General features: G+C 63.3%; 25 protein-coding genes. 19 read left to right on the top strand and 6 right to left on the bottom strand.

Going from position 1 to position 24,178, the window contains the following annotated elements; all coding sequences use genetic code 11:
* Positions 1-158: 158 nt before the first annotated feature.
* The 14 genes from KVY23_RS03675 (at position 159) to KVY23_RS03740 (ending at position 11,347) form a co-directional block, all read left to right on the top strand.
* On the top strand, positions 159-1,547 hold the full coding sequence (locus tag KVY23_RS03675) for a serine/threonine-protein kinase (protein WP_230555341.1): 1,389 nt from the start codon (positions 159-161) through the stop codon (positions 1,545-1,547).
* An 86-nt stretch (positions 1,548-1,633) separates the two neighbouring features.
* Complete coding sequence (locus KVY23_RS03680; protein WP_269418567.1) at positions 1,634-1,756, top strand: ANTAR domain-containing protein; 123 nt, start codon at positions 1,634-1,636, stop codon at positions 1,754-1,756.
* A gap of 128 nt (positions 1,757-1,884) precedes the next feature.
* Positions 1,885-2,244: a hypothetical protein gene (locus tag KVY23_RS03685; RefSeq protein ID WP_230555343.1), complete on the top strand. Its 360-nt coding sequence runs from the start codon at positions 1,885-1,887 to the stop codon at positions 2,242-2,244.
* A 205-nt stretch (positions 2,245-2,449) separates the two neighbouring features.
* Positions 2,450-3,571, top strand: coding sequence for a phosphate ABC transporter substrate-binding protein PstS (gene pstS, locus KVY23_RS03690; RefSeq protein ID WP_230555344.1), 1,122 nt, complete (start codon positions 2,450-2,452; stop codon positions 3,569-3,571).
* A gap of 100 nt (positions 3,572-3,671) precedes the next feature.
* A complete protein-coding gene (gene pstC, locus KVY23_RS03695) occupies positions 3,672-4,646 on the top strand; it encodes a phosphate ABC transporter permease subunit PstC (protein WP_230555345.1) in 975 nt (324 codons plus the stop codon).
* Entirely contained in the window at positions 4,643-5,542 is a 900-nt protein-coding gene (gene pstA / locus KVY23_RS03700; protein WP_230555346.1) for a phosphate ABC transporter permease PstA, read from the top strand. The genes pstC and pstA overlap by 4 nt, the downstream gene beginning before the upstream one ends.
* An 18-nt stretch (positions 5,543-5,560) precedes the next feature.
* Positions 5,561-6,337: a phosphate ABC transporter ATP-binding protein PstB gene (pstB, locus tag KVY23_RS03705; protein ID WP_075838184.1), complete on the top strand. Its 777-nt coding sequence runs from the start codon at positions 5,561-5,563 to the stop codon at positions 6,335-6,337.
* 89 nt (positions 6,338-6,426) lie between these two features.
* Positions 6,427-7,170, top strand: a complete 744-nt coding sequence (locus KVY23_RS03710; protein WP_230555347.1) for a response regulator transcription factor — start codon at positions 6,427-6,429, stop codon at positions 7,168-7,170.
* Between the two features lie 45 nt (positions 7,171-7,215).
* Positions 7,216-7,623, top strand: a complete 408-nt coding sequence (locus KVY23_RS03715) for a helix-turn-helix transcriptional regulator (RefSeq protein ID WP_230555348.1) — start codon at positions 7,216-7,218, stop codon at positions 7,621-7,623.
* Positions 7,620-8,720, top strand: coding sequence for an ACR3 family arsenite efflux transporter (gene arsB / locus KVY23_RS03720; RefSeq protein WP_230555349.1), 1,101 nt, complete (start codon positions 7,620-7,622; stop codon positions 8,718-8,720). The genes KVY23_RS03715 and arsB overlap by 4 nt, the downstream gene beginning before the upstream one ends.
* Complete coding sequence (locus tag KVY23_RS03725) at positions 8,720-9,418, top strand: arsenate reductase ArsC (RefSeq protein WP_230555350.1); 699 nt, start codon at positions 8,720-8,722, stop codon at positions 9,416-9,418. The genes arsB and KVY23_RS03725 overlap by 1 nt, the downstream gene beginning before the upstream one ends.
* Before the next feature lie 27 nt (positions 9,419-9,445).
* Entirely contained in the window at positions 9,446-9,868 is a 423-nt protein-coding gene (locus tag KVY23_RS03730) for an arsenate reductase ArsC (protein WP_075838187.1), read from the top strand.
* On the top strand, positions 9,865-10,275 hold the full coding sequence (locus tag KVY23_RS03735; RefSeq protein ID WP_230555351.1) for a low molecular weight phosphatase family protein: 411 nt from the start codon (positions 9,865-9,867) through the stop codon (positions 10,273-10,275). Before KVY23_RS03730 ends, KVY23_RS03735 begins: the two co-directional genes overlap by 4 nt.
* Positions 10,276-10,291: 16 nt before the next feature.
* A complete protein-coding gene (locus KVY23_RS03740) occupies positions 10,292-11,347 on the top strand; it encodes an ArsO family NAD(P)H-dependent flavin-containing monooxygenase (protein WP_230555352.1) in 1,056 nt (351 codons plus the stop codon).
* Between the two features lie 19 nt (positions 11,348-11,366).
* On the opposite strand, the gene KVY23_RS03745 is transcribed toward KVY23_RS03740, so the two are convergent.
* A complete protein-coding gene (locus KVY23_RS03745) occupies positions 11,367-12,221 on the bottom strand; it encodes a metalloregulator ArsR/SmtB family transcription factor (protein ID WP_230555353.1) in 855 nt (284 codons plus the stop codon).
* A 95-nt stretch (positions 12,222-12,316) separates the two neighbouring features.
* Between KVY23_RS03745 and KVY23_RS03750 the strand changes: the two genes are divergently transcribed.
* Genes KVY23_RS03750 through KVY23_RS03770 form a run of 5 tightly spaced genes read left to right on the top strand, consistent with a single transcriptional unit; the run spans position 12,317 to position 17,733 of the window.
* Positions 12,317-13,666: an NAD(P)-binding domain-containing protein gene (locus KVY23_RS03750; protein WP_230555354.1), complete on the top strand. Its 1,350-nt coding sequence runs from the start codon at positions 12,317-12,319 to the stop codon at positions 13,664-13,666.
* A complete protein-coding gene (locus KVY23_RS03755) occupies positions 13,659-14,981 on the top strand; it encodes an MFS transporter (protein ID WP_230555355.1) in 1,323 nt (440 codons plus the stop codon). Before KVY23_RS03750 ends, KVY23_RS03755 begins: the two co-directional genes overlap by 8 nt.
* Positions 14,912-15,277 (top strand): DUF1330 domain-containing protein, encoded by a 366-nt coding sequence (locus KVY23_RS03760; protein WP_075838283.1) that lies wholly within the window; start codon positions 14,912-14,914, stop codon positions 15,275-15,277. Before KVY23_RS03755 ends, KVY23_RS03760 begins: the two co-directional genes overlap by 70 nt.
* A 12-nt stretch (positions 15,278-15,289) precedes the next feature.
* Positions 15,290-15,982, top strand: coding sequence for a GNAT family N-acetyltransferase (locus tag KVY23_RS03765; protein WP_294634719.1), 693 nt, complete (start codon positions 15,290-15,292; stop codon positions 15,980-15,982).
* On the top strand, positions 15,979-17,733 hold the full coding sequence (locus KVY23_RS03770; protein WP_230555357.1) for an EAL domain-containing protein: 1,755 nt from the start codon (positions 15,979-15,981) through the stop codon (positions 17,731-17,733). Before KVY23_RS03765 ends, KVY23_RS03770 begins: the two co-directional genes overlap by 4 nt.
* A gap of 71 nt (positions 17,734-17,804) precedes the next feature.
* Here the strand turns inward: KVY23_RS03770 and KVY23_RS03775 are convergent, their stop codons facing one another.
* From KVY23_RS03775 to KVY23_RS03795, 5 genes are read right to left on the bottom strand one after another with little or no spacing between them, the layout of a single operon-like run.
* Positions 17,805-19,280, bottom strand: a complete 1,476-nt coding sequence (locus KVY23_RS03775) for an aldehyde dehydrogenase family protein (protein ID WP_230555503.1) — start codon at positions 19,278-19,280, stop codon at positions 17,805-17,807.
* Positions 19,280-20,581, bottom strand: coding sequence for a homogentisate 1,2-dioxygenase (hmgA, locus tag KVY23_RS03780; RefSeq protein WP_230555358.1), 1,302 nt, complete (start codon positions 20,579-20,581; stop codon positions 19,280-19,282). Before hmgA ends, KVY23_RS03775 begins: the two co-directional genes overlap by 1 nt.
* On the bottom strand, positions 20,578-21,630 hold the full coding sequence (locus KVY23_RS03785; RefSeq protein WP_230555359.1) for a lipocalin-like domain-containing protein: 1,053 nt from the start codon (positions 21,628-21,630) through the stop codon (positions 20,578-20,580). The genes hmgA and KVY23_RS03785 overlap by 4 nt, the downstream gene beginning before the upstream one ends.
* A 26-nt stretch (positions 21,631-21,656) precedes the next feature.
* A complete protein-coding gene (locus tag KVY23_RS03790) occupies positions 21,657-22,913 on the bottom strand; it encodes an oxygenase MpaB family protein (RefSeq protein ID WP_230555360.1) in 1,257 nt (418 codons plus the stop codon).
* 5 nt (positions 22,914-22,918) lie between these two features.
* Positions 22,919-24,100 carry an alpha/beta fold hydrolase gene (locus KVY23_RS03795; protein WP_230555361.1) on the bottom strand — a complete coding sequence of 394 codons (1,182 nt, stop codon included), beginning with the start codon at positions 24,098-24,100 and terminating at the stop codon, positions 22,919-22,921.
* Between the last annotated feature and the right edge of the window lie 78 nt (positions 24,101-24,178).

Raw genomic sequence — 24,178 nt, forward strand, 5'->3', positions numbered from 1 at the left:
CGCTGCAATCGTGACTCGGTACTGCAATCGGCCCCACCCGACTGAGCATTCTGCCCTGCCGCGCGGTTGTTCACCGAACGCACGGAGGTAACGATCGACACCCGAGGGTTATAGAGTCGGGCCGAGATGACCGGCGATACGGACTGGAGCAGGCAATCATGGCGGACAGGACGGGTTCTCCGACGACCGACCGCCGCCGCCTGTTCGCCGATCGGTACGCGCTGGGAGCCGTCCTCGGGCGGGGCGGTATGGCGGATGTGTATCGCGCCGAGGACGTCTTGCTCGGCCGCGCGGTCGCTGTCAAGATCTTTCGTCCAACCGAACCGATCGTGACCGATACTCGCCGTATCGAGTCGGAGATGCGAACGTTGGCGTCCCTGACGCATCCGGGTCTGGTCACTCTGTTCGACGCCGGCACGGCGCTCGACGCCCCAGCCGGAACGGCCCCGAACGCCGAAGGCATGATTGCGCCCTATCTCGTGATGGAATTGGTCGACGGCCCAACACTGAACACGTTCCGATCAGGAGCTGCACTCTCCCCCTCGGTGGTCGCCCGCATCGGAGTCGAGCTCGCCGAAGCGCTCGCCTACATCCATTCGGTCGGAGTAGTCCACCGCGACATCAAGCCCGCGAACATTCTGCTCACCGGCACGCCGGATGGTCGGGGTCGTTCCACCAAGCTCACCGATTTCGGGATCGCCCGCGTTCTCGACGCAGATCCGCTGACCGAGCACGGCACCGCCGTCGGGACCGCGCACTACCTGAGCCCGGAACAGGCGACCGGGACTGCGACAGGGCCTCCGGCAGACGTGTACTCGCTCGGACTGGTCCTTATCGAATGTCTGAGCGGAAGAATGGTATTCGAAGGCAGCGCCATCGCCGCCGCGGTAGCCAGGTTGCATCACGACCCGTCGGTACCGCCAGATCTGGGATCGGACTGGGTGTCGCTGCTGAGCGGGATGACGGCGCGAAGCCCGCAGGACCGCCCCGCCGCGGATCAGGTCGCGATCGCGCTGCGCTCACTCGCCGAGTCCGATTTTCCTACCTCGGTCGCATCGGTGCAGGGCCCGCCCACCACACCTGCCCTGACGGCGGTGGTTCCTACCGCAGCACCGCAGAGCCCGTCGCGGCGTGCTCGCATACCTGTCGCGGCGTGGGCGATCGTCGCCCTACTGTCTGGCGCGGCGGCGATCGCAGCTGCCGTCACCCTGTGGGGCCCATCGACATCGGGAACCCCTATCTCCGAGCCCGCCGCACCGTCGACCTCGGCGGTATTCGTCCCTCCCGTAGCGGCGACGATCCAGGCTCCAGCAGCGACACAGGCTCCAGCAGAACCCGCGCCGACGTATGACGAACCGGCGCCGGCCCCCTCGCAACCCGCCTATATCGAACCCATCGCGCCCGCCCCGGAGACGGGCAACGCCAACGGCAACAACGGCAACAACGGCAACAACGGGAATCCGGGCAACAGCGGGAATCCGGGCAACAACGGGAATCCGGGCAACAACGGGAATCCGGGTAGCAACGGCAACGGCAACGGTCGCTGATCGATCGGAACCGCCCGCAACGGAGGAGATCAGGGTGACCAGGGGAAACCCCGAGGACGGAGGAATCTCGGTGGCAGGCCAGGGGAATCGTCATGGAACGGTACGACGTATCGGCCATCCGAGCCTTCGACATGATCAGAAAGCTGTCCCAGGATTGGAACATCACGGCTGCTGAGCTCGCCCGCACCATCGCCAACCGGTCCGATTGACCGACGCAGACGGAGTCCGAGAAACCTAACCTCCCAGCAGGTGACCGCGAAGTTTGCCAGACCCGTTTCGGGCTACCCCTTCATGCAAACCCGACACATGACGAAACATCGAGGGAGGGCAGCCGGACGTGAGCAACGACGTCGAGAAGCGGTGGAACGATCCGCAGAGTCTACGAGCAGCGACCAAGTACGTCGGGGCGGTGATCGCAGCCGCGGCAGTGGTCGTCGTCGGCGCCCTACTGTGGGCGAACACCAATGCCGAGCAGTGCGCTGACGCAGATTTCTTCGTCTGCCGAAACCCTGAACGGATCATCTTTCTGGTCGGACCGCCGACTATATTACTTCTGGGCGGGCTGGGCGCGTTCCTCAAGACCTACCGAGTGTGGCGATCCGGCGGCGTGTGGCCGATCTGGCAGGGTGCCGGATGGGCGCTGTTCGTGCTCATGCTCGTGTACCTCACCGCCTCGGCTGGGGTTCTCGCTGGTTGACAGCGAAGCTTCGTGGGTTTTCGGTTACCCCCTGCGGCGACATCGTTCATGATCCGTTCATCTTCGTACGCCGATCCGTTCACGGACTCCCTCTAGGTTTCTTCGCGGAGCGGGGAAACAGCCCGCTTTGCGAGCAGACCGATGCATGCAGATCGGCGGCCGGCAACATTCGTGCGGGTCGCCCCAATTCTCCAGAAGGAGCTACGTGAAGCTCAAGCGATCAGGTGCAGCCGTGAGCCTTGTGGCCGCCAGTGCACTCCTGCTGTCCGCCTGCGGCAGTGACGACAACTCAGCAGAAACCGGCAACGTGGGCGCCGAAGACACCTCGAACGTCGATTGTGGCGGCGTGGATGCGCTCAAGGCGAGTGGTTCCAGCGCACAGGCCAACGCGATGGTGCGCTTCGTCAACGCGTTCGAGCAGGCCTGCGAGGGCCAGACGCTGAACTACACCTCCAACGGTTCGGGTGCCGGCGTCAGCGAGTTCATCGGTGGCCAGACCGATATCGGCGGCTCCGACTCCCCGCTCAGCGAGGCAAAAGACGAGTACGCACGTGCTGCAGAGCGCTGCGAGGGTGCAGACGCGTGGAACCTCCCCGCCGTCTTCGGCCCGTTGGCAATCACCTACAACGTCCAGGGCGTCGACGAGCTCGCCCTCGACGGCCCCACCGCCGCCAACATCTTCAACGGCACGGTGACCCGGTGGAACGACCCCGCCATCGCCGCACTCAACGACGGTGTGACGCTGCCTGACGAGCCCATCAACGTCATCTTCCGAAGTGACGAGTCGGGCACCACCGACAACTTCCAGCAGTACCTCGAGGCTGCATCCGAGGGCGCTTGGACCACCGGGGCAGGCAAGTCCTTCGTCGGTGGAACCGGCGAGGGCGCACGCGGCAACGAAGGAACCAGCGCCGCCGTCGCCAGCACCGAAGGCGCGATCACGTACAACGAGTGGTCGTTCGCAGAGGCTCAGGGCCTCGACATCGCCAGCATCATCACCTCGGCCGGGCCGGACCCCGTCGAGATCACGGTCGAAACCGCAGGCAAGACCATCGACGGTGCCGTGATCAAGGGCGAGGGCAACGATTTGGTCCTCGACACCACGTCGTTCTACACCCCCTCGGAGCCGGGCGCCTACCCGATCGTTCTCGCAGCGTACGAGATCGTGTGCTCGGAGTACCCGGATCCCGAGGTCGGAACTGCCGTCAAGGCATTCCTCCAGTCCACCATCGGCGCAGGCCAGGATGGACTCGACGAGAACGGATACATTCCGCTGCCTGAGGCTTTCCAGGCAAAGCTGTCCGAAGCTGTTAACGCCATCTCCTGATCGGTAGAGAAACATGGCTGTGAGACCGGAAGTCACTCGCGACTCGGATTCGGCGACCTCGGAGTCGCCGAACCCGGGTTCGGGCGGGAAGATGACGAACATGAATGACACCAACGATGAAGCTCACGAGGTCCGCGCCATAGGCGGTCAGTCCCGCCAACGCGGTGATGCGATCTTCAAGGCGATCGCCGTCGCCTCCGGCGCGACCATCGTGATCTTCATCGCATTGATCGCCTTTTTCCTTCTCGTGCGGGCCATCCCGTCCTTGCAGGCCAATACGGTCAACTTCTTTACCAGCACCGAGTTCTCGACTACCGACGTCGACAATCTTGCGTTCGGTATTCGCGATTTGTTCATGGTCACCGTGCTCAGCTCGTTGTTCGCGCTGGCGCTCGCGGTGCCCGTCTCGGTGGGCATCGCGGTGTACCTGACCCAGTACGCACCACCCAGGTTGTCGAGGACCTTCGGTTCCATCGTCGACCTGCTCGCCGCGGTTCCCTCTATCGTGTTCGGGCTGTGGGGCATCTTCGTTCTCGCCCCGCAGCTCGAACCGGTAGCTCGGTTCCTCAACAGCAACCTGGGCTGGTTCTTCCTGTTCAGCGACGGAAACGTTTCGTTCGCCGGTGGCGGCACGATTTTCACCGCGGGAATCGTTCTGGCAGTGATGATTCTGCCGATTATCACCTCGGTCAGCCGCGAGGTGCTCCGTCAGACCCCCAAGGCGCAGATCGAAGCGGCATTGGCTCTCGGTGCGACGCGCTGGGAAGTCGTGCGGATGACTGTGCTGCCCTTCGGACGCAGTGGCATCATCGCTGCATCGATGCTCGGACTCGGTCGCGCGCTCGGCGAGACCGTGGCCATCCTCATCATTCTGCGCGCGGCAGCGACCGCCGGTAGCTGGTCCCTCTTCGACGGCGGATACACCTTCGCTTCCAAGATCGCATCTGCTGCTTCCGAATTCAGCGTCCCACTCTCCACCGGCGCCTACATTGCAGCCGGTTTCGTACTGTTCGCACTGACCTTCGTGGTCAACGCCATCGCTCGCTCGATTGCCGGTGGAAAGGTCAACGGATGAGCACCATAGATGCACCAGTCAAAGCCCCCACCTTTCAGAAAGTCAGCGGAAACCGGAAGGTCCAGAATTCGATCGCGACGGTCATCTTCACCAGCGCGTTCGTGATTGCACTCATTCCGCTCATCTGGCTTCTGTACACCGTGCTCTCGCGCGGCGCCGAGGCAATCGTTTCAACGGGTTGGTGGACGCAATCCCTCTCCGGAGTGCTGCCCGAGCAGTTCGCCGGTGGTATCTACCACGCCCTGTACGGCACCATCATTCAGGCATTGTTCGCCGCCGTGATTTCCATCCCGATGGGACTGATGGCGGGCATCTACCTGGTGGAGTACGGACAAGGCCGCTTTGCCAAGTTGACCACCTTCATGGTCGATGTGCTGGCCGGTGTGCCCTCCATCGTCGCAGCCCTGTTCGTGTTCAGCCTGTGGATCACCACCTTCGGTTTCGAACAGAGCGCTTTCGCCGTTTCGCTTGCGCTCGTGCTACTGATGCTGCCCGTGGTGGTGCGTTCTACCGAAGAGATGCTCAAGCTGGTGCCGGACGAGCTTCGTGAGGCGTCCTACGCGCTCGGCATTTCCAAATGGAGGACGATCGCCAAGGTTGTCATTCCTACTGCGCTACCTGGAATCATCAGCGGCATTCTGCTCTCGGTGGCCCGTGTGATCGGTGAGACAGCCCCCGTCCTCATCCTGGTCGGCTACAGCCGGTCGATCAACTTCGATGCCTTCGAAGGAAACATGGCATCGTTGCCACTGCTGATTTTCACCGAGTTGATCAACCCAACGGATGCCGGGCAGCTACGTGTCTGGGGCGCCGCGTTGACACTGATTCTGCTGGTTGCATTCCTCAGCCTCCTCGCGACGCTCGCGAGCCGGTTCCTCTCTGCCAAACAAGGCTAGAACGTCCCAGGAGACACCATGGCAAAGCGCCTCGACATCAAAGATCTCGACATCTATTACGGTTCCTTTCATGCCGTCGACTCGGTAACCCTGTCGGTTCCCCCGCGCAGCGTGACTGCCCTGATCGGTCCTTCCGGTTGCGGTAAGTCCACGGTGCTTCGCACCCTGAACCGAATGCACGAAGTCACCCCCGGTGCGCGGGTCGAAGGATCCGTCCTTCTCGACGGGGCGGATATCTACGCCTCCAACGTCGACCCGGTCAGCGTTCGACGCACCATCGGCATGGTCTTCCAGCGCCCCAACCCGTTCCCCACCATGTCCATCAAGGACAACGTGGTTGCTGGGTTGAAGCTGTCGGGAGTGCGGGGAGGCAAGAAGCTCGACGAGGTAGCCGAGCGCTCACTGCGCGGAGCAAACTTGTGGAACGAGGTCAAGGACCGCCTCGACAAGCCCGGCGGCGGCCTCTCGGGCGGCCAGCAGCAGCGTCTGTGCATCGCCCGCGCAATCGCTATCTCCCCGGACGTGCTGTTGATGGACGAGCCGTGCTCTGCTCTCGATCCGATCTCCACCCTCGCCATCGAGGACCTGATCGGCGAGCTCAAGAAGGATTACACGATCGTTATCGTCACGCACAACATGCAGCAGGCTGCACGTGTGAGTGATCAGACGGCGTTCTTCAACCTCAAGGGCGTCGGCCAGCCGGGCCGTCTCATCGAGGTCGGCGACACCGAGAAGATCTTCTCCAATCCTGACGAGAAGTCCACCGAGGATTACATTTCCGGTCGCTTCGGGTAGTCCTCGTTGGATCTGATCCGCGCACAAGGCAGGGATCTCGAGACGAGAGCAAGGTCAATTCTGTGCGGTCGGTTTCGAAAGGAAGATGCGTGAGGATCGGGAGTTCGGACGAACTACCGAACCCCGGTCCTCACGTCGCTCTGCACACGCTGTTGCTCACCGAGCACGAACCCGCCGTCGCGAAGCCACTCATCGATGACGCAGCAGCACGAGGCATAGATGTGCATTGGTATCACGATGGCGCAGCAGCGCTGCTGGCCGTCGGCGCAGAACTGCCCACTCTCGTCGTTCTCGCGGCCAAAACGGCTGCCGTATCTTCCGAAATCGTTGTAGCAGCGATCCGGGCCAGGTCCACCATTCCGATTCTGGTCGGAGCTTTCGCGTCCGATTCGACGAATGAACGGCGGGCCCTCGCGGCGGGAGCAACCGCGGTGGTCAAGCGCCCGTACGACATTGCCACGATCGCCGCGTTCGCGGGCCTGAGTTCGCCCGCCGATGCACCTGATTTCGTTCTCGCGGCCGGCCCCCTGCGAGTAGACCGCCTCGCTCACGCGGTCTGGCTGCACGGCCGCGAACTGGCTCTGAGTCACCGTGAGTTCGAGCTGCTGGCGTATCTACTCGAACAAAACGGACGAATCGTCGGTCAAGAGATGATAAGTCAGGCCGTATGGGGCCACAGCACAGAAACGAATACCGTTGCCGTGCACGTGAAGCGGTTGCGGGAAAAACTGGGCACCGATCCCCAGCACGGACAGATAATCCGCACCATTCGAGGCCTGGGCTACGGCTTGGCCCCATCGTTGTATCAGCCGGAGGTCCCGATCCAGCCGTGATTCCCGACGGTTGCGGTTTGATTCGACGCCTGTCAATATAGACGAATGTCGATCCACGAGGACACAACTTCCAACTCATGTTGCTCCCCTCTCTCGCGTGAACCGCTCACCGAGGACTGGGCAGGCGACCTTTCCCGCATGTTCAAAGCTCTCGGCGATCCGGTCCGCCTACGCCTGTTGTCGCTGGTTGCGAGCCACGAAAGCGGCGAAGCCTGTGTCTGCGATATCTCCGACACCTTCGACCTATCGCAGCCGACCATCTCCCACCACCTGAAGGTGCTGCGGAACGCCGGGATCCTCGACTGCGAGCGCCGCGGAACCTGGGTCTACTACCGCGTTGTTCCTTCTGCACTTCACCAGCTATCGGCGGTTCTCGTGGACTCCGAACCACTCGCCGTCGATCAGGTGGGCCCTGTCGCTGAGGTATCGAGGCTTGCCGAGGTATCGAAATGAGTGGCACCGTGGACACCTCCCCCGAACCCGCCGTCGTCGGCAAGCTCTCCACGCTGGACCGATTCCTGCCCGTCTGGATCGGCGTCGCAATGGTCGTCGGCCTTGGCTTGGGCCGACTGATACCGGGCATGGACGACGCCCTCTCGACCATCTCGATCGACGGGGTCTCGCTGCCCATCGCCATCGGTTTGCTCATCATGATGTATCCGGTCCTGGCCAAGGTCCGCTACGACCGCCTCGATTCCGTCACCGGCGACAAGCGTCTGCTGATCGGATCATTGGTTCTGAATTGGATCCTCGGCCCGGCGCTGATGTTTGCGCTCGCATGGCTGTTCCTGCCGGATCTACCCGAATACCGCACAGGCCTGATCATCGTCGGACTCGCACGATGCATCGCCATGGTCATCATCTGGAACGATCTCGCCTGTGGCGATCGAGAAGCGGCCGCAGTGCTGGTGGCGATCAACTCCGTCTTCCAGGTCTTCATGTTCGCCATCCTCGGCTGGTTCTATCTGTCGGTACTGCCCGGTTGGCTTGGGCTCGAGCAGTCATCGATCGATGCATCGCCCTGGCAGATAGCCAAATCGGTGCTCATCTTCCTCGGAATCCCGCTGGTAGCCGGGTTCGCCTCGCGCTACTTCGGTGAACGTGCCAAGGGCCGCGAATGGTACGAAGAGACCTTCATTCCGAAGATCGGCCCCTGGGCGCTCTACGGTCTGCTGTTCACCATTGTCATTCTCTTCGCCCTGCAGGGTGATCAGATCACCTCGCAACCGCTCGACGTGGTCCGTATCGCCCTCCCGTTGCTGGTCTACTTCGCAGTCATGTGGGGTGGCGGCTACGCGCTCGGAGCAGCGATCGGCCTGGGCTACGAGCGCACCACCACTCTTGCGTTCACTGCAGCAGGAAACAACTTCGAGCTCGCCATCGCCGTCGCCATCGCCACCTACGGCGCCAGTTCCGGGCAGGCCCTGGCCGGGGTTGTCGGACCGCTGATCGAGGTGCCCGTACTCGTGGGCCTCGTCTACGTCTCACTCGCCCTCCGCAAACGATTCGCCTCCAGCTCTTCCGTGAACACAGCGACAAAGGAGTCCTGATGTCCGACACCACGAATCACGACAGCGACAGCCCCACCCGCGATCGCGATCGCCGCCAACCCGAGTTGCTCATGCCCCGCGCTGCACTGGCACGGTCGGCAGCGCAGCTGTCCAAGAAATACGAGGGCGTGTTTTCGCCTCAGACCGTCGAGCGGTATGTCTTCGAGTCCTATGCCGCCCTGCGGCGCACCGCGAAGATCCAGGTGCACCTGTCGGCCCTGGCAGAGCATTTCGCTGCCGACCGACTGACCGCACTTGCGCAGGCCGAGGGAACGCTCGCCAAGGACGTTCCCGAGGTGCTCTTCATCTGCGTCCACAACGCCGGCCGATCACAGATGGCTGCAGCCCTGCTCAATCATCATGGCAACGGTCGTGTCCACGTGCGGTCCGCGGGGTCGTCGCCGGGCAACGAGATCAATCCAGCAGTTGTCGCGGTCATGTCCGAGGTCGGCGTCGATCTCGGCAGTGAATTCCCCAAGCCGCTCACCGACGACGTCGTCGCCGCCGCCGACGTCGTGGTGTCGATGGGCTGCGGTGACGCTTGCGCAATCTATCCAGGCAAGCGCTACATCGACTGGACCGTCGACGATCCCCAAGGCGAACCGATCGAAACTGTTCGTCGAATCCGCGACGCCATCGACGAACGAGTCCGCGATCTACTCGCCGAACTCGAAACCCCTACAACAGTATCCACCTGAAACCCGAACTCCCTTGGAAAGGCTGCCGTGACTCGCACTCCCACCGTTTTGTTCGTCTGTGTCCACAACGCCGGTCGATCGCAGATGGCTGCTGGTTTCCTCAGCCATCTGGCAGGTGACACCGTCGAGGTCCGCTCCGCTGGTAGCGCACCGGCGGACAGCATCAACTCTGCTGCCGTCGAAGCCATGGCCGAACTCGGCATCGACATTTCGGCACAGTCACCGAAAATCCTGACCCCTGACGCCGTCGAGACCTCGGACGTTGTCATCACCATGGGTTGCGGAGATGCGTGCCCGGTATTTCCCGGAGTGAGCTACCGCGACTGGGCACTGCCGGACCCGGCCGGCAAAGGCGTCGAAGCTGTGCGCCCCATCCGCGATCGGATCAAAGTTCTCGTCGAAGACCTGATCGCCGAACTCGTTCCGGTGCAAACCGGTTCTTCGCTGTGAGCACTCCTAGCGTGCTGTTCGTGTGTGTGAAGAACGGTGGCAAGTCTCAGATGGCCGCCGGGCTGATGCGCAAGGCGGCCGGAACCGACGTCGAGGTGCACTCGGCCGGCACGAAGCCCGGCAGCACGGTGAACCCGCTGTCGGCGCAATCGTTGCTCGAGGTCGGCGTGGACCTGACCGGCGAGCAGCCGAAACCGATCGACCCGGCACTGCTCGCTCGCATGGACTACGTCGTCACCCTCGGCAGCGAAGCCCAGGTGGGCACGGTGGACGGGCCGATGTTCGAAAACTGGGACACCGACGAACCGTCGGAACGAGGAATCGAAGGAATCGAACGTATGCGGTTGGTGCGCGACGACATCGCCTCCCGCGTCGACGATCTCGTCAAGCGCCTGCGTGATCGCTAGTTCCGCTGAAACACCGATGACCACCACGTCGACCGACGTGGTGGTCATCGGTGGTGGCCAGGCAGGTCTTGCGGCCGGATATTACTTGCGCCGCTCCGGACTCGACTTCGTAATCCTCGACGACCAGGACGGTCCCGGAGGTTCCTGGCAGGACTACTGGCCTTCGCTACACCTGTTCTCCCCCGCGGAGTACTCACGGCTGCCTGGATGGCCGATGCCGCCGTGGCCGAGCGGATTTCCACCGGCCTCGCACGTCGTGGACTACCTCACCAGCTACGAGTCGAAGTACGATCTGCCGGTACGGCGGCCCGTCCGAGTGCAACTGGTACACCGCGGAATCAGCGGATATCGCGTCGACACCGATGCCGGCACGTTCTCCGCTGCGGCCGTGATCAACGCGACCGGCACGTGGTCACGACCATTCTGGCCGAGCTACCCCGGAATGCGCACCTTCGCCGGAAGGCAACTCCACGCCGCGCACTACCGCACTCCCGAGCGATTCGAGGGACAGCGAGTCGGGATCGTCGGTGGAGGCAACTCGGCCGCGCAGATTCTCGCCGAAGTCTCCACTGTCGCCGAAACACTGTGGTTCACCACCCGTGAACCGCGTTTTCTGCCCGACGACGTCGACGGCAGGGTCCTCTTCGATGTTGCGAGTGACCGTGCGCGTGTGCTCGACGCGGGTGGTGACGATTCCGGAGGAGTCGCCGGACTGGGCGACATCGTCATGGTCCCGCCCGTGAAGGAGGCGCGTGAGCGCGGTGTTCTACACAGTCGATCGATGTTCGACGCCGTAGTGCCGAGCGGCGTGACCGACGGCCGCAGCACCGAGAACCTGGACGCGTTGCTGTGGTGCACCGGGTTTCGGCCGGCCCTGCGGCATCTACGCCCGCTGCATCTTCGGTCCGATGATCACTCGGCAATCGAACTGAACGGCACACACCCGACGGGCGAACCGACGTTGCAGTTCTTGGGCTACGGCGACTGGACCGGCCCGGGTTCGGCGACAATCATCGGTGTCGGTCGCACTGCACGGGCAGCTGTCGCTGCCCTGATCGAGGCTCTGAATTGAGCATTCTGTCCCGCTCGGTTCACTCTGCGCGTCGTCGCTCGAGCAAGACGGTATCGCGCCACACGCCGTGCAGCTCCGCTATGCGCTCTCGCACACCGACGGTGCGAAATCCCGAAGCATGATGCAGCGCGATACTGACGCGGTTCTCGGGGAAGACCGACGCCTGGAGCATCCACAGCCCGGCTGTATCGGCTTCGGTCACTTGCCGGTGCATCAGCGCCTTACCGATCCCCCGGCCTCGGTACCCGTCACCGACGTACACCGAGTTCTCGGCGACGCCTCGGTAGCAGGCGCGCGTGGACACGATCGACAATGCCGCCCACCCGGCGACCACGCCGTCCGCTTCGGCAACCCAGCGATGTCCTTCCATCCACTCCTCGGCCAGTGCTTGTGCGGAGGGGACCGCGGTCTCGAATGTTGCATTACCGGTGGCGATGCCTTCAGCGTGGATGCGCCGCACATCGTCCCAGTCCGACTCGGCCATTTCTCGCACGATCACGTCGGCCGGGAGGTCGACGGGACAACAGGGCCGAGGCGTCAGTACCCCCATGACGGCATCCGCGGCATGCGGAAGCCCGGTGCAACACGTTGGGTTCACCGACACGACCGTCGTCGTACCCTTCTTTCCCAACGTCACGAATCCGATATCGGCCAGTTTGCGAATGTGGTGCGACACCGTGGGCTGACCGATCTCGAGTGCGTCGGCGAGCTTGCCGACAGCGATTCCGGATCCCGAATCGGCAACCAGGTGCAGAATTCTCACCCGCATCGGTTCGGCAAGGCACGAGAACCACTGCGCGAACGTCTCGGCGTCACCCGCCGCGAGGGGCCCACCTATCGCGGAGATGTCGGTGCGGTACCCGGATGCGGTCATGCACGAAGTATATCGATACGCGTCGATGCTTGCGAACATCGATGGATATCGATACAGTTCACAAATATTGATCATCATCGATGAAAGGGTTCGACATGAACTCCGAATACCCCGTAGTTGTGGTCGGCGCAGGACCCATCGGTCTCGCCGCGTCCGCGCACCTCACCGAAACCGGTTCCGCGAACATCGTTCTCGAACGCGGAGCGAGCGCAGGATCGGCAGTTGCGCAGTGGAATCACGTGCGCTTGTTCTCCCCGTGGTCCGAGGTCGTTGACCCCGCCGCGGCAAAACTGCTCGCGCCGAGCGGGTGGACGGCCCCTGATGGCGACAGCTACGCAACCGGTCGCGAATGGGTCGAGAGCTATCTCGCGCCACTGGCTGCCGCACTCGGCGATTCAGTGCGATTCGACTCCGAGGTCGTCGGCGTCGCTCGACGCGGTCGTGATCGCGTCGTCGACGCCGGACGCGACACCGAACCCCTCTCGGTCCACGTCCGCCACAGCGACGGCAGCGAGGAACGCATCCTGGCCCGCGCCGTCATCGACGCGTCGGGAACCTGGGGAAGCCCCAATCCCCTGGGCAGCGAAGGCCTACCGGCCATCGGTGAACGCGCCGCCGCACAGCAGATCGACTACCGGGTCCCCGATCTCTCGGACGAGGACGTTCGATCCGCATTCATCGGACGCCACATCGTGATCGCCGGTAGTGGTCACTCCGCTCTCACCGCGATCATCACTTTCGCCGAACTCGCCGCCCAACACCCCGGCACCAAGCTGACCTGGGCCGTCCGACGAGGCGTGACCGATTCGGTCTTCGGCGGCGGGGAATCCGACGAGCTGGCAGCACGCGGCGCGCTCGGAATGCGGGCCAAGAAGGCCGTCGACGACGGCTACCTCGAGGTCGTCTCCGGGTTCCGCACCGAGGAGGTCCTCGCCCACGGCGACCAGCTCGTGCTCGTCGGGGACACCGGCGCCCGAATCTCCGGTGTCGACCGCGTCGTCGCGCTGACCGGCTTTCGGCCGGACCTGTCCTGGCTTTCCGAGGTCCGCCTCGACCTCGATCCCACGCTCGAAGCTCCGAGGTTCCTGGCCACCTTGATCGACCCGAACATGCACTCCTGCGGCACCGTCTACCCGCACGGCGTCGCCGAGCTCACACAACCCGAACCGGGGCTCTACGTCGTCGGGATGAAGAGTTACGGGCGAGCGCCGACTTTCCTCGCGATGACCGGATACGAACAGGTCCGCAGCATCGCTGCGGAACTCGCCGGCGATCACGACGGTGCCCGCAAGGTCGAGCTGACTCTGCCGGACACCGGAGTCTGCGGCGGCGCGGGACTGTTCGACGAACCGGATGCCGATGCCGGCGGTAGCGGCGGCTGCTGCGGTGCACCACAGCCCGCAGAGTTGATCAGCCTCGGAGCTCCACCCGCGCGAGGTGACTGAGCAGGTTGCCGCCTCGTCGCCGGAGAAACCGCACCCCGGTTCTCGCAGAATATTGTCGATTCTCTGCGTCACCGAGGTCACCAGCTGGGGAATTCTCTACTACGCCTTCCTCGTACTTTCTCCGGCGATCACCGCGGACACCGGGTGGTCGACCACCTCCATCGTGGCCGCCTTCTCGATCGGCCAGCTCGTAGCGGCAGTGGTCGGCATCCCGGTCGGACGGCTGCTCGATCGGTACGGTCCCCGATGGGTCATGACGGCGGGATCCGTGGTTGCAATTCCTGCGCTCGTCGTCATCGCAACATCACAGAGCCTGGTGGTGTTCGGCGCGGGGTGGTTCATTGCCGGGGTCGCTATGGCGGCGGTTCTGTATCCGCCGGCATTCGCGGCACTGACCCGGTGGTGGGGATCGGACCGTGTTCGCGCACTGATGATCCTCACCCTGGCCGCCGGGTTGGCCAGCACGGTATTCGCTCCTGTGGCCGCGCTGCTGCTGGACCGATTCGGTTGGCGTGAAACCTATCTGGTGCTGGCCGGAGTGCTTCTCGTCGTCACTGTTCCAGCTCATCTCATCGGCCTGCACGGTCGCTGGCCTGCCCTCGGGCATGACACGGTCTCGACCAATCACGCTTCCGTCGACCGAACGATTCGCACCCGGCCGTTCATCGCTCTCACCGTCGCTCTGAGCCTCACCGCATTCGTAGCATTCGCGGGCGTGTTCAATATCGTGCCGCTCGCGCTCGAGCATGGGGCCGATTCGGCCTTCGCTGCGGTCTGCCTGGGCCTCGGTGGACTCGGCCAAGTCGTGGGCCGGATCGGCTATCTACCGCTGCAGCGATTCACCGAGACCCGAGCGCGAACGGTGTGGGTCATCGCGGCAGCGGCGATCACCACCCTTGTCCTTGGAATCGTCACATCCTTGCTCGCGCTGCTGTTGATTGCTGTGGGTGCAGGATTGGCACGAGGGCTGTTGACCCTGGTGCAAGCGACCGCCGTAACCGACCGGTGGGGACCGGCCGCTTACGGCCGACTGAACGGCATCGTCTCCGCACCCATCATCGTGTCGATGGCATGCGCACCGTGGGCTGGGGCCGTGCTTGCCGACTGGACCGGAAGCTACTCGGGCGCCTACCTCGTGCTGGGAGCAATCGGACTGCTGGCGGCAGCTGTATCGGCGGCGACCATTCCGACGCCCGATCGCGAGATCGCCGCAGGCACGGCCGCGCGGTTTGCCATACTACGAAGATGGCTATCGATCCCCGCGGCAGAGACCTCAAACGCTACCTCGAAGAGGACACCGAAGGACCAGTGGTGATGCTGAATCTGCTGCGCTTCGCCGAAGGCGGGCGTGAGCAGTACGCGCGCTATGCCCAGGCATTGAACGAGACCTTCCTTCCCCGCTACGGCGCGGAGGTGCTCTACGCCGGGGACGGCTCCACGGTGCTCGTCGCGGAGGCCGGGCAGGACTGGGATGCGGTTCTGCTCGTGAAGTACCCGTCGCGGAAGGCGTTCAGTGACATGGTCGCCGATCCCGAGTACCAGGAGGTCACCTCGTACCGGACCGATGCACTGCAGGAAGCGGTACTGCAGGCCACCACAGAGTGGGCCTGACTGCATACTGCGATGGTGAAGCACCACATCACAGCACTCGACGATCCGGTCGGCAACGCTCTCCGGGGAGCGCACGCCCACCTTTCCCGACGCGTCGGCAGTGCCATGACGTATCAACCGGGCGTCGCGACGTTCGTTGCACTGGAACCCGGTTCGGAACACGGTGAGCGCTGGAACGAGCTGGCCGAGTTGCTCGGGCCCGGCGGATTCGCAGACATGTTCAGCTCCACCGCAACACCACCTTCCGGTTGGGAGCAGGTGTTCGAGGTCGAGGGCCGACAGATGATCGGTCCCCCCGAACCACCGCAGAGCGTAGCGGGTGTGTCGATCGAACTCGGCGCCGAGGACGTGCCGGAGATGCTCGAGTTGGTGCGCCGAACCTCGCCCGGCCCGTTCGGTCCGCGCACCCACGAACTCGGCACCTACCTCGGTGTCCGCGACAACGGCGAGCTGGTCGCGATGGCTGGGGAACGGCTTCGGCCGCCGGGGTGGGCGGAGATCAGCGCCGTGTGCACGGTGCCCGAGTCACGTGGTCGGGGCTACGCAGCACTCCTGGTGACCGAACTCGTCAGGGGAATTCATGCGCGCGGTGAACGTCCGTTCCTGCATGCGACCGAGACGAACACCGCCGCGATCGCCCTCTACGAGCGACTGGGATTTCGCACGCGCAAGCACGTCACCTTCCGGGGATTTCAGGTTCCGTGACCAGCTACCAGAGACATACCGCACAGGCCAAGGGCGCATCCAACACTCGCGGTAGGCGCGAGCGCATCAATTGCGTGTTGCTGGCCGTGGTCACACTGCTTTTCGGAGTCGCGGGTGCGTCGACCCTGCCGTCGGGACACCTCTCCGACACCGGTTTCGTGGTGGTCGCCGCAGTGAGCGCGACGTCGATTCCAGTCGCGGCGCTGTGGCTGCGGATGAGGTGGCCGGGCAAGGTCGCGGCTGTCGCATTCGTCGTGTACGCCGATGTCGGTGTGGCAGCTGTTCTTCTGTCGTTCGAGTCCAGCATGACTGCTCTACCGGGGTGTGCCCTGTTCCTGGTCATCGCCCTGTTCTGCGTCGTGGCGACCTCGCGGCGAGTCATGGCGGCCCACCTGTTTGCGGCGGTCGGGCTTACCGTCGTGTTGGGCGGGCTCGCCATCGTCGAGGGGTCGGACACCTGGATAGTAGTCGCCCGCTTCATCATCAACATCGCACTGCTGTCCACGCCCGGGTTCCTGTTGCTCTACATCGACTATCTGCGGCGACAGGCCGAACGGGCCCAGCGCGATCCGCTGACGGGGCTGTGGAACCGGCGGGGCCTGTTCGATGCCGTCGACGACGCCTCCTCGGACCTCGGTAGTCGAATAGGGGTCACGGTGGTCGACATCGACGCCTTCAAGGCCATCAACGACTCGCTCGGGCATTCCGCGGGTGACGGCGTCCTGCTCGACGTCGCCGACCGCCTCGCGACAGCAGTGCCCAACTCCGAGGCGGCTCGCCTCGGCGGCGACGAGTTCGCCGTCGTCCACTTCGGCGACGACATCGATGCCGATCATGGCCACATCGCGGCTGTGCTCGATCGCGCCGCCCAAGGTACGCCGTTCACCGCCAGTACCGGCTTCGCCAGCAGAGTCATCGGTGCCGGTGATCGACCGAGCTCCGTCGTTCGACAACTCATTGCCGTGGCGGACCTGGCGATGTATCGAAACAAGGGGCTGGGGAGCTCCCCTGTCCGTGCCGAGGTGGTCGGTACCGAGGAGCATGACATCCTCGCGGACGACCGTGCGCGGATCACCGATCTCATCGCAGGCGGCGGACCGGATACAGCATTCCAACCCATCTGCCATGCCGATGGGTTGCACGTCGCCGGATACGAGGCGCTCTCTCGCTTCCCGCGAGGTCTCGGCCCTCCGGTGCAGTGGTTCAGGCGTGCCGCGCGCGCGGGGGTCGGCGAGGCGCTGGAGTTGGCGGCGGTCGGCCGCGCGGCGGCCCATGAACCAGCACTGTCCGACGGGTGCTTCCTCACCCTCAACCTCTCCGCCGCAACCATCCGGAGCTTCGACATCACGTCGGTACTTGCGCCACTGGCAGATCGACGACGGATACTGCTCGAGATCACCGAGTACGACCTCGTCGGTGATTACGACGCGCTACGAGCATCGATGCAAGCGTTGCGATCTCACGGCATCGAGATCGCCATCGACGACGTCGGCGCAGGGTATTCCACGCTGCGGCACATCATCGAGCTCGAGCCGTCCATGATCAAGATCGATTACTCGCTGGTGCACAAATGCGATCTGCAACCGCACAAACACGCTGCGGTGACCACGTTGACCTCGTTCGGACATCGCATCGGTGCCACCGTCGTCGCCGAGGGTATCGAGAACGCTGCGGAGCATTCCGCGGTGCTCGCTGCCGGGGTCGACTACGTGCAGGGATTCCACATCGGTACACCCGCGCGTATCGGGTGAGAACTCCAATACCGCTGTGGCGCTCGACCCCTCACCCGAGCGCCACAGCGGAGTATCGACAGAAACGTCCGTCAGAAACCGATGTGAACGGTCTTTTCCTCGGTGTCGGCTTCGACGCCGGCGAAGCCAAGCTCTCGACCGATTCCGCTGGCGTCTCTCCCTCCCCAGGGCAGCTGCGGTTCGGGTACGCCCCAGCCGTTGACCCAGACCGTGCCGACCTTCAGATCAGCGATGACCCGGTGGGTACGAGAGAGGTCGGAGGTGTAGACCATCGCGTTCAACCCGTACCGCGTGTCGTTTGCCAGGGCGACCGCCTCCTGTTCCGTGTCGAACGGAATCACAGTGGCCACCGGCCCGAAAATCTCCTCGCGGGCGATGGTGAGGTCGTTGTGTCCCATGAACACTGTCGGCTGTACGAAGTACCCGCGATCTCCGACGAAGTTGCCCCCAGTGATCAATGTGGCGCCCTCGCGTTTGCCGGATTCGATGTATCCCCCGATACGATCGAGCTGCTTCTTGTTGACGATGGTGCCCATGGTGGAACTCTCGTCGAAAGGATCCCCGATGTTCGCTGCTTCAGCGGCCTCGACGAGACCGTCGACCACCTCGTCGACGATCGAACGGTGCACGAGCACGCGAGTGCCTGCCGCGCACACCTGACCCTGGTGATAGAAGTTGCCCATCGCAATCCACGGCATTGCACTTGCCAGATCCGCGTCGTCGAAAATCAGCTGAGGCGATTTGCCCCCGAGCTCCAACACGATCTTGCGGAATTTCCCGCCGACGTGTGTTGGGATCGTCTGCCCCACTGCCGGACTACCTGTGAAAGTGACTTTGTCGACATCAGGGTGCGCCGCCAACGCCGCACCGGCAATCGAACCGATGCCGGTGACGACGTTCACCACGCCGTCGGGGAGTCCGGCTTCGGCGAACAGTTCGACGAGCTTCAACGTCGAGAGCGAGGCGTCCTCGGCCGGCTTGAGGACGATTGTGTTTCCCGCGGCCAACGCGGGCGCAAGCTTCCAGGCTGTGATCAGCGCTGGATTGTTCCACGGCGTGATCGCGGCGACAACGCCCAATGGCTGACGCATCGTGAAGCCGAATCGCCGCTGTGGTCCGAAGTCCGGCAACGCCATGCTCGCCCCGCCGATTTTGTCGGCCCAACCCGCGAAGTGGCGAAATACCGAAGCGGCTGCAGGTATGTCTCCGTTGACGGAGTCGTGGAACAGCTTTCCCATCTCGACCGCCTCGAGAGCCGCCAGCGTCTGCGTGTCTCGCTCGATGAGCTCGGCGATCCGCACAAGGATCTTTCCGCGCTCGGCTGCTGGAGTCCTCGACCACTCGCCGTTCTCGAACGCGGCACGTGCTGCCGCAACGGCGCGGTCGACATCCGCCGGACTCGCAGCCGATAACTCGGTGACGATCTCCTCGGTGGAGGGGTTGTACGACGTATACGTAGCCCCCTCGGCCGCAGGCTGTGATTCACCCCCGATCCGAAGCAACGGTTCGGGAAGATCGTACGAAACCGGTTGTGTTCGAGTGTCCATCATGCATCCCCTCGTGTTGTGAAGTGCCTCCCGAGCCCGGACCAGGACGAGTCGTAGTCGCTCTGCCGGTGCGCGGCGGAATGTGCAAGCGAAGTCGTGGTGAGCGGTAGCCGAGTTTCGAACATGAACGCCAGCGAATCCACGATCTTCTGCGGTTGGAGTGAAGCTGCGGAAGCCTTGTCGAACGTCTCCTGATCGGGTCCGTGGGCACCCCACATGTTGTGCAGGCTGGCTCCACCCGGAACGAATCCCTCTGCCTTGGAGTCGTGCACGCCTGTGATCAGGCCCATGAACTCCGACATCACGTTGCGATGGAAATGGGGCGGACGGAACGTGTGCTCGGCTACGTTCCACCGGGGCGGGAAGATAGCGAAATCGACGTTTGCCTGCCCGGGAATCGGCGATCTCGACGTCAACACCGTCATGATCGACGGATCCGGATGGTCCCATCCGAGACTGCCCATCACGTTGAATCGCGCGGTGTCGTACTTGTAGACGTTGTGGGTGCCGTGCCAGGCCACCACATCCAGGGGTGAGTGCTTCGATTCGGTGGCCCAGAGGTGTCCACCGAACTTCTGCACCACCTCTACGGTTCGCTCGACATCCTCGTATGCAGCTGTGGGATAGAGGAAGTCGCGGGCGTGGGCCAGCCCGTTGGCACCGATCGGACCGAGTTCGGGCAGTTCCATCGGGGTCCCGTAGTTCTCGCAGACGTACCCGCGAGCGTTGGGGCCACCGAGCTCCACTCGAAAGCGAATTCCGCGTCCGATGACGGCGAACTCCCCCGGTTCGATTCCTACTACTCCGAATTCGGTGTGCAGCTGAAGTCCACCCAACTGTGGCACGACGACCAATTCACCGTCGGCGTCCCAGAAGTAGCGATCGCGCATCGATGCATTCGCGTGGTACAGGTGGATGGCAATGCCGTTGCGTTCGAGCACACTCCCGTTGACGGCCATCGTGTAGAGGCCGTCGACGAAGTCGGTTCCCCCGGGTGGCTCGGGCAACGGATCCCACCGCAGCCGATTCGGGTCCGTCACTCCATCAGAGGTCGGCGCACTCGCGATGTTGCCGTTGCCGATTCTGAGGTAGGGGCGGTGCTGCGCCGACGGCCGAATCCGGTAGACCCAGCTACGTCTGTTGACCTCGCGTGGTTCGGTGAATGCGGTCGCCGACATCTGCTCGGCGTACAAGCCCGACGGGGCACGCTGTGGAGAATTCTGTCCCCACACCAGCGATCCCGGAATCGCTTCGCTGTGGTGCTCGTTTCCGAACCCGTGGAGGTACTTCGTATCGGTCATTTGAGCGCGACCATCTCGTGCAGCGTCGTTCCGGTGCTGTGATGCGCGCGCCCCTCCCGGGTCACGGTCAAGTCGAATGTCGAACTGAACCGAAAGTACCCCGGCCTGCCGAGAAGCCTGTTCAACACCGGCTTGAGGATCGCGCTACCGGCAAGGGGAACATCGGCCAGATAGTCGTGAGCATGAATGACTCGCTGAACCGTCAGTCTCAAATCCACACTTCCGGGGACCTGCAAGCGAATCCATGACGGGTACGTTCTGTTTCCGACCTCGTCGAACACTGCCGGGCCCTCTGTCAAGGTCGTGTCTCCGGTACTGAGCACGACTTCGTCTCCTCGGGCGAGCATCAAAGGCCTGGATTCGTGTCGCCCGTACTTCTTCTGCGTCAACACGTTTGCGTACACGAGTGTGAAGTCGTCTACGTACAGGCGTCCCCAATACCACCGGTCGATGAGTCGCTTCATGTCGCCGATTCCCCAGTTGTGGTCGGCGTATCCGCGGCCCTTCGCCTCGAAGGTTTCCGATCCGATCCGGACCGTCCCGGTCACCGAGGCTTTGGGTGCCGCCACGACCCAGGCGAAGAAGTCCTGATCACCGTAGGAGGTGTACCCACCACCCGGCTTCCACGTCGGAACCTCGTTGGTGAACGTCAGATCGAACTCCAGATCACCTTCCGCCAGGTAGACCCGGTGTACAGGCAGGTCCCCCGTACCGTGATCGACATACGCATAGTTCTTGCCGATTTTGACGTTGCACTCGGTTGTCGAGGCGGTCGCCTCCTCCGGCGAGTAGTGGACGATGATCTCGCGCCGCGTCCCGTCGGGTGAATAGACATGCAGTTCCACGCCGGGCTTTCGAAGGACGAGTTCCCGCGTCTGCAGGAATCCGACGACGATGTAGCCATTGTCGAGGTGCGCGTCGAAATACCAATGCTCGAACGCGTACTTGTTGGACGACGGGTGTGCAGCGTTGTCCTTGACCTCCGTGCGACGGATGTCGGCATCATTTCGACCGGGACCGGTCCAGGATTCGACTATTTTCATGGCCATGTGAGTTACCTCGTCCTAGTGGTGAATCAGCGCCGAAGTGCGCCGGTGGCATCGAATTTCGCTTCGCGACCGTCCATTTGAGCCCGGTACCAGTTCTCGCGGTGACGCATGTTGATCTTTTCCACGATTTTGTTCATACCGGGGACAGTGCGTCGCACGAGTTCGAGAGCGGTGATGAAGGGAAAGCGAACGATGGGAATCAGTATCCACGGAAAGGCCCGCGGCAAGTTGTATTGCTTGCGGATGCTGGGCGGCATGAACAGCGTTGTGTACGCGGAGTAGATGCGATAGTTGTACATCTCGCGCAGACGACGAAGTCCCCGATGCCCGTCTCGCGGAGCGAATCCTGCCGGAAACGACTCGATCAGTTCGGCGCCGTGCTCGCCGGCGTCGAACGCTCGAGAGACGAGAACCATCGCGAGTGTGCGTAGGACATCTGGAATTGTCTCCGGGTACCACCGGGCGCGTACACCGAGTAGGTATCCCATGTAGCGCTGAAAGTGAATCAGTGCGTAGATTTCCTTTTTCGAGGTCTGGTAGCCGAGCGTCCACAGGGCCAGCGCCGGCGCTACGCTTCCTCCGATGAGGGTCAGCAACATGTAGGACTGACTGATGGGCAGACCCCACTTCTCGGTGTCCCACTCCGGTTGCCCCTCCACCCGCCGTCGCACCGAAACGTGCATCACACGCACTCGCATCGCGGTTGCGCGCCCCTTGGAGCCAGGTTCGAGCAGGGCGCCCTGTTCCGATACGTCGATCCAGAATCTGCTGGTCTCGAGGAAGCGGCGCAGAGCATTGTCACCGGCGTAACCGCCTGCCAGCGAGAGCGGGGTTGCTACTGCTGCCTCGGTGTACATCCCGAGCGTCGTGGTACCCGCGATAGCGAACAGCATCGTTCCCCATCGCCGCCAGATTGCCGCGCCCTGTTCGACGAGTTCGGGCTTCACCCAATCCGGCACATCCTCGAACTCGGCGAACAGTGCCTTCATTGCCTCGGGGGCGTCCTCCACCGCGTCGATGCCGTGCACAAGCGCCTGATCGAGCATCTCGCGTCCACGCTTGCTCCCGATGGGGCCGTCGAACACCTCGTCGATATAGCGCTCCGCGACGGGGTCTCCCGCAAACAGGTCGGCGGTGAACGCGCGAGCCTGCGTGTCGGTTGGGAAAGCGTCGGTTCCTGTCAGTCTCTTGACGATCGATCGAAACCGTCTGGCGCCGGGCTCGTCTCGCTTCGCCCAGTACTTGAACGAGGTTGGGCATTCGAGTTCGGCTGCCGCTGCCATTTCGGTCACCATACTGGCGCTCCTGTCTCCTGTGGTTCCATGAGGTGCTGCTCCACCAGCCATCGGCGTAGCCGAGTAACAACGGCGTCCACTCCAGTCGGCTGGTCCACCAGGTAGTGGTTGAGCTCCGGCATCTCGATGAGTTCGCTCTCTGGTGGCAAGGCTGCGTGCATCGCGCGCGATTCGCTGGGGAATGCGGCCTGGTCGCCCATCAGGCACATGACGACGGCGGGTACCTGCACGTTCGGAAGGTTGCGGATCGCATCGGCGGCAGTGCGATTGGAGCTCCAGGTGCTCAGCCAACTCCGCACGGTGCAGAACCTGGCCAGACCTCCTGCAGCGGTGTTGGCGTTTCGCGGATCTCCGTACATGCTGCCCGGCACGCGATCACTCGGATCAAGGGACAGGTCGAGAAACCTCGGGTCGGCGACGGTTCGGTGGACAACGAACGCTCGATCGGCGTCTCCAGTGCGCTGCATGTGCTCGAGCTGCTCCAACGCCCAGGCGTCGATGCGCTCGATGCGCGCAGTCTGCGCAGCCCGATAGTGCGCGAGCCGATCCCTCTCCATCGGAAAGACGCGATCGGGAGCATACAAATCCAGCCCCGGATCGGTCAGGCTCGGGTTCAGTTCGTCCACGACACTGGGGTCGATCCAGTGCCGCAGGACGTGGGCACGACCGGCGTGGGCCCCCACCAACATCAGTCCATCCGCAGGTACCTGCGGAGTCCTACCGAGTTCGACCGGATCACCGGCAGGTGTCCGAGTTATCGATGGACACTCAGCCTCGGACTGGTAGAACGCCGACAGCGAACCACCGCCACTGAATCCGAGCAGCACTACTTTGGAGAAGCCCAACTCCTCCTTCATCCATCGAACTCCCGCTCCCAGATCCTCCGCGGCCCGCTCCATGATCAAGGCTGCTTCGTTGGCGGAGTATCGGGTGTTCATTCCCATGATCGGAATGCCCGCTTCAGCGAAGCCGTCGAGCAGGAAGTGCGAGAGGAAGTTCGACGCGGGGTGCGCCATCACTACGCCGATGTCGCGGCTGTATCCCACCGGCGCAACAAGATTGCCGTGCAGGATCGGATAGTGCCGGGACAGACCCGAGTGCATCTCGGCCCTGCCGTCGCTCGGCGGTAGGTACGGAATTCGTTGGAAGTGTTCTTCGACCGTCGTTGCCGTCACGTCTGCATCCCTTCACGGATGAGTAGTTCGGATCTCGAATTGAACGTACCATACAGTAGGGTATGGAAACCCTGTTTC

This window comes from Rhodococcus sp. I2R (assembly GCF_020889545.1).
GTDB lineage: Bacteria > Actinomycetota > Actinomycetes > Mycobacteriales > Mycobacteriaceae > Rhodococcoides.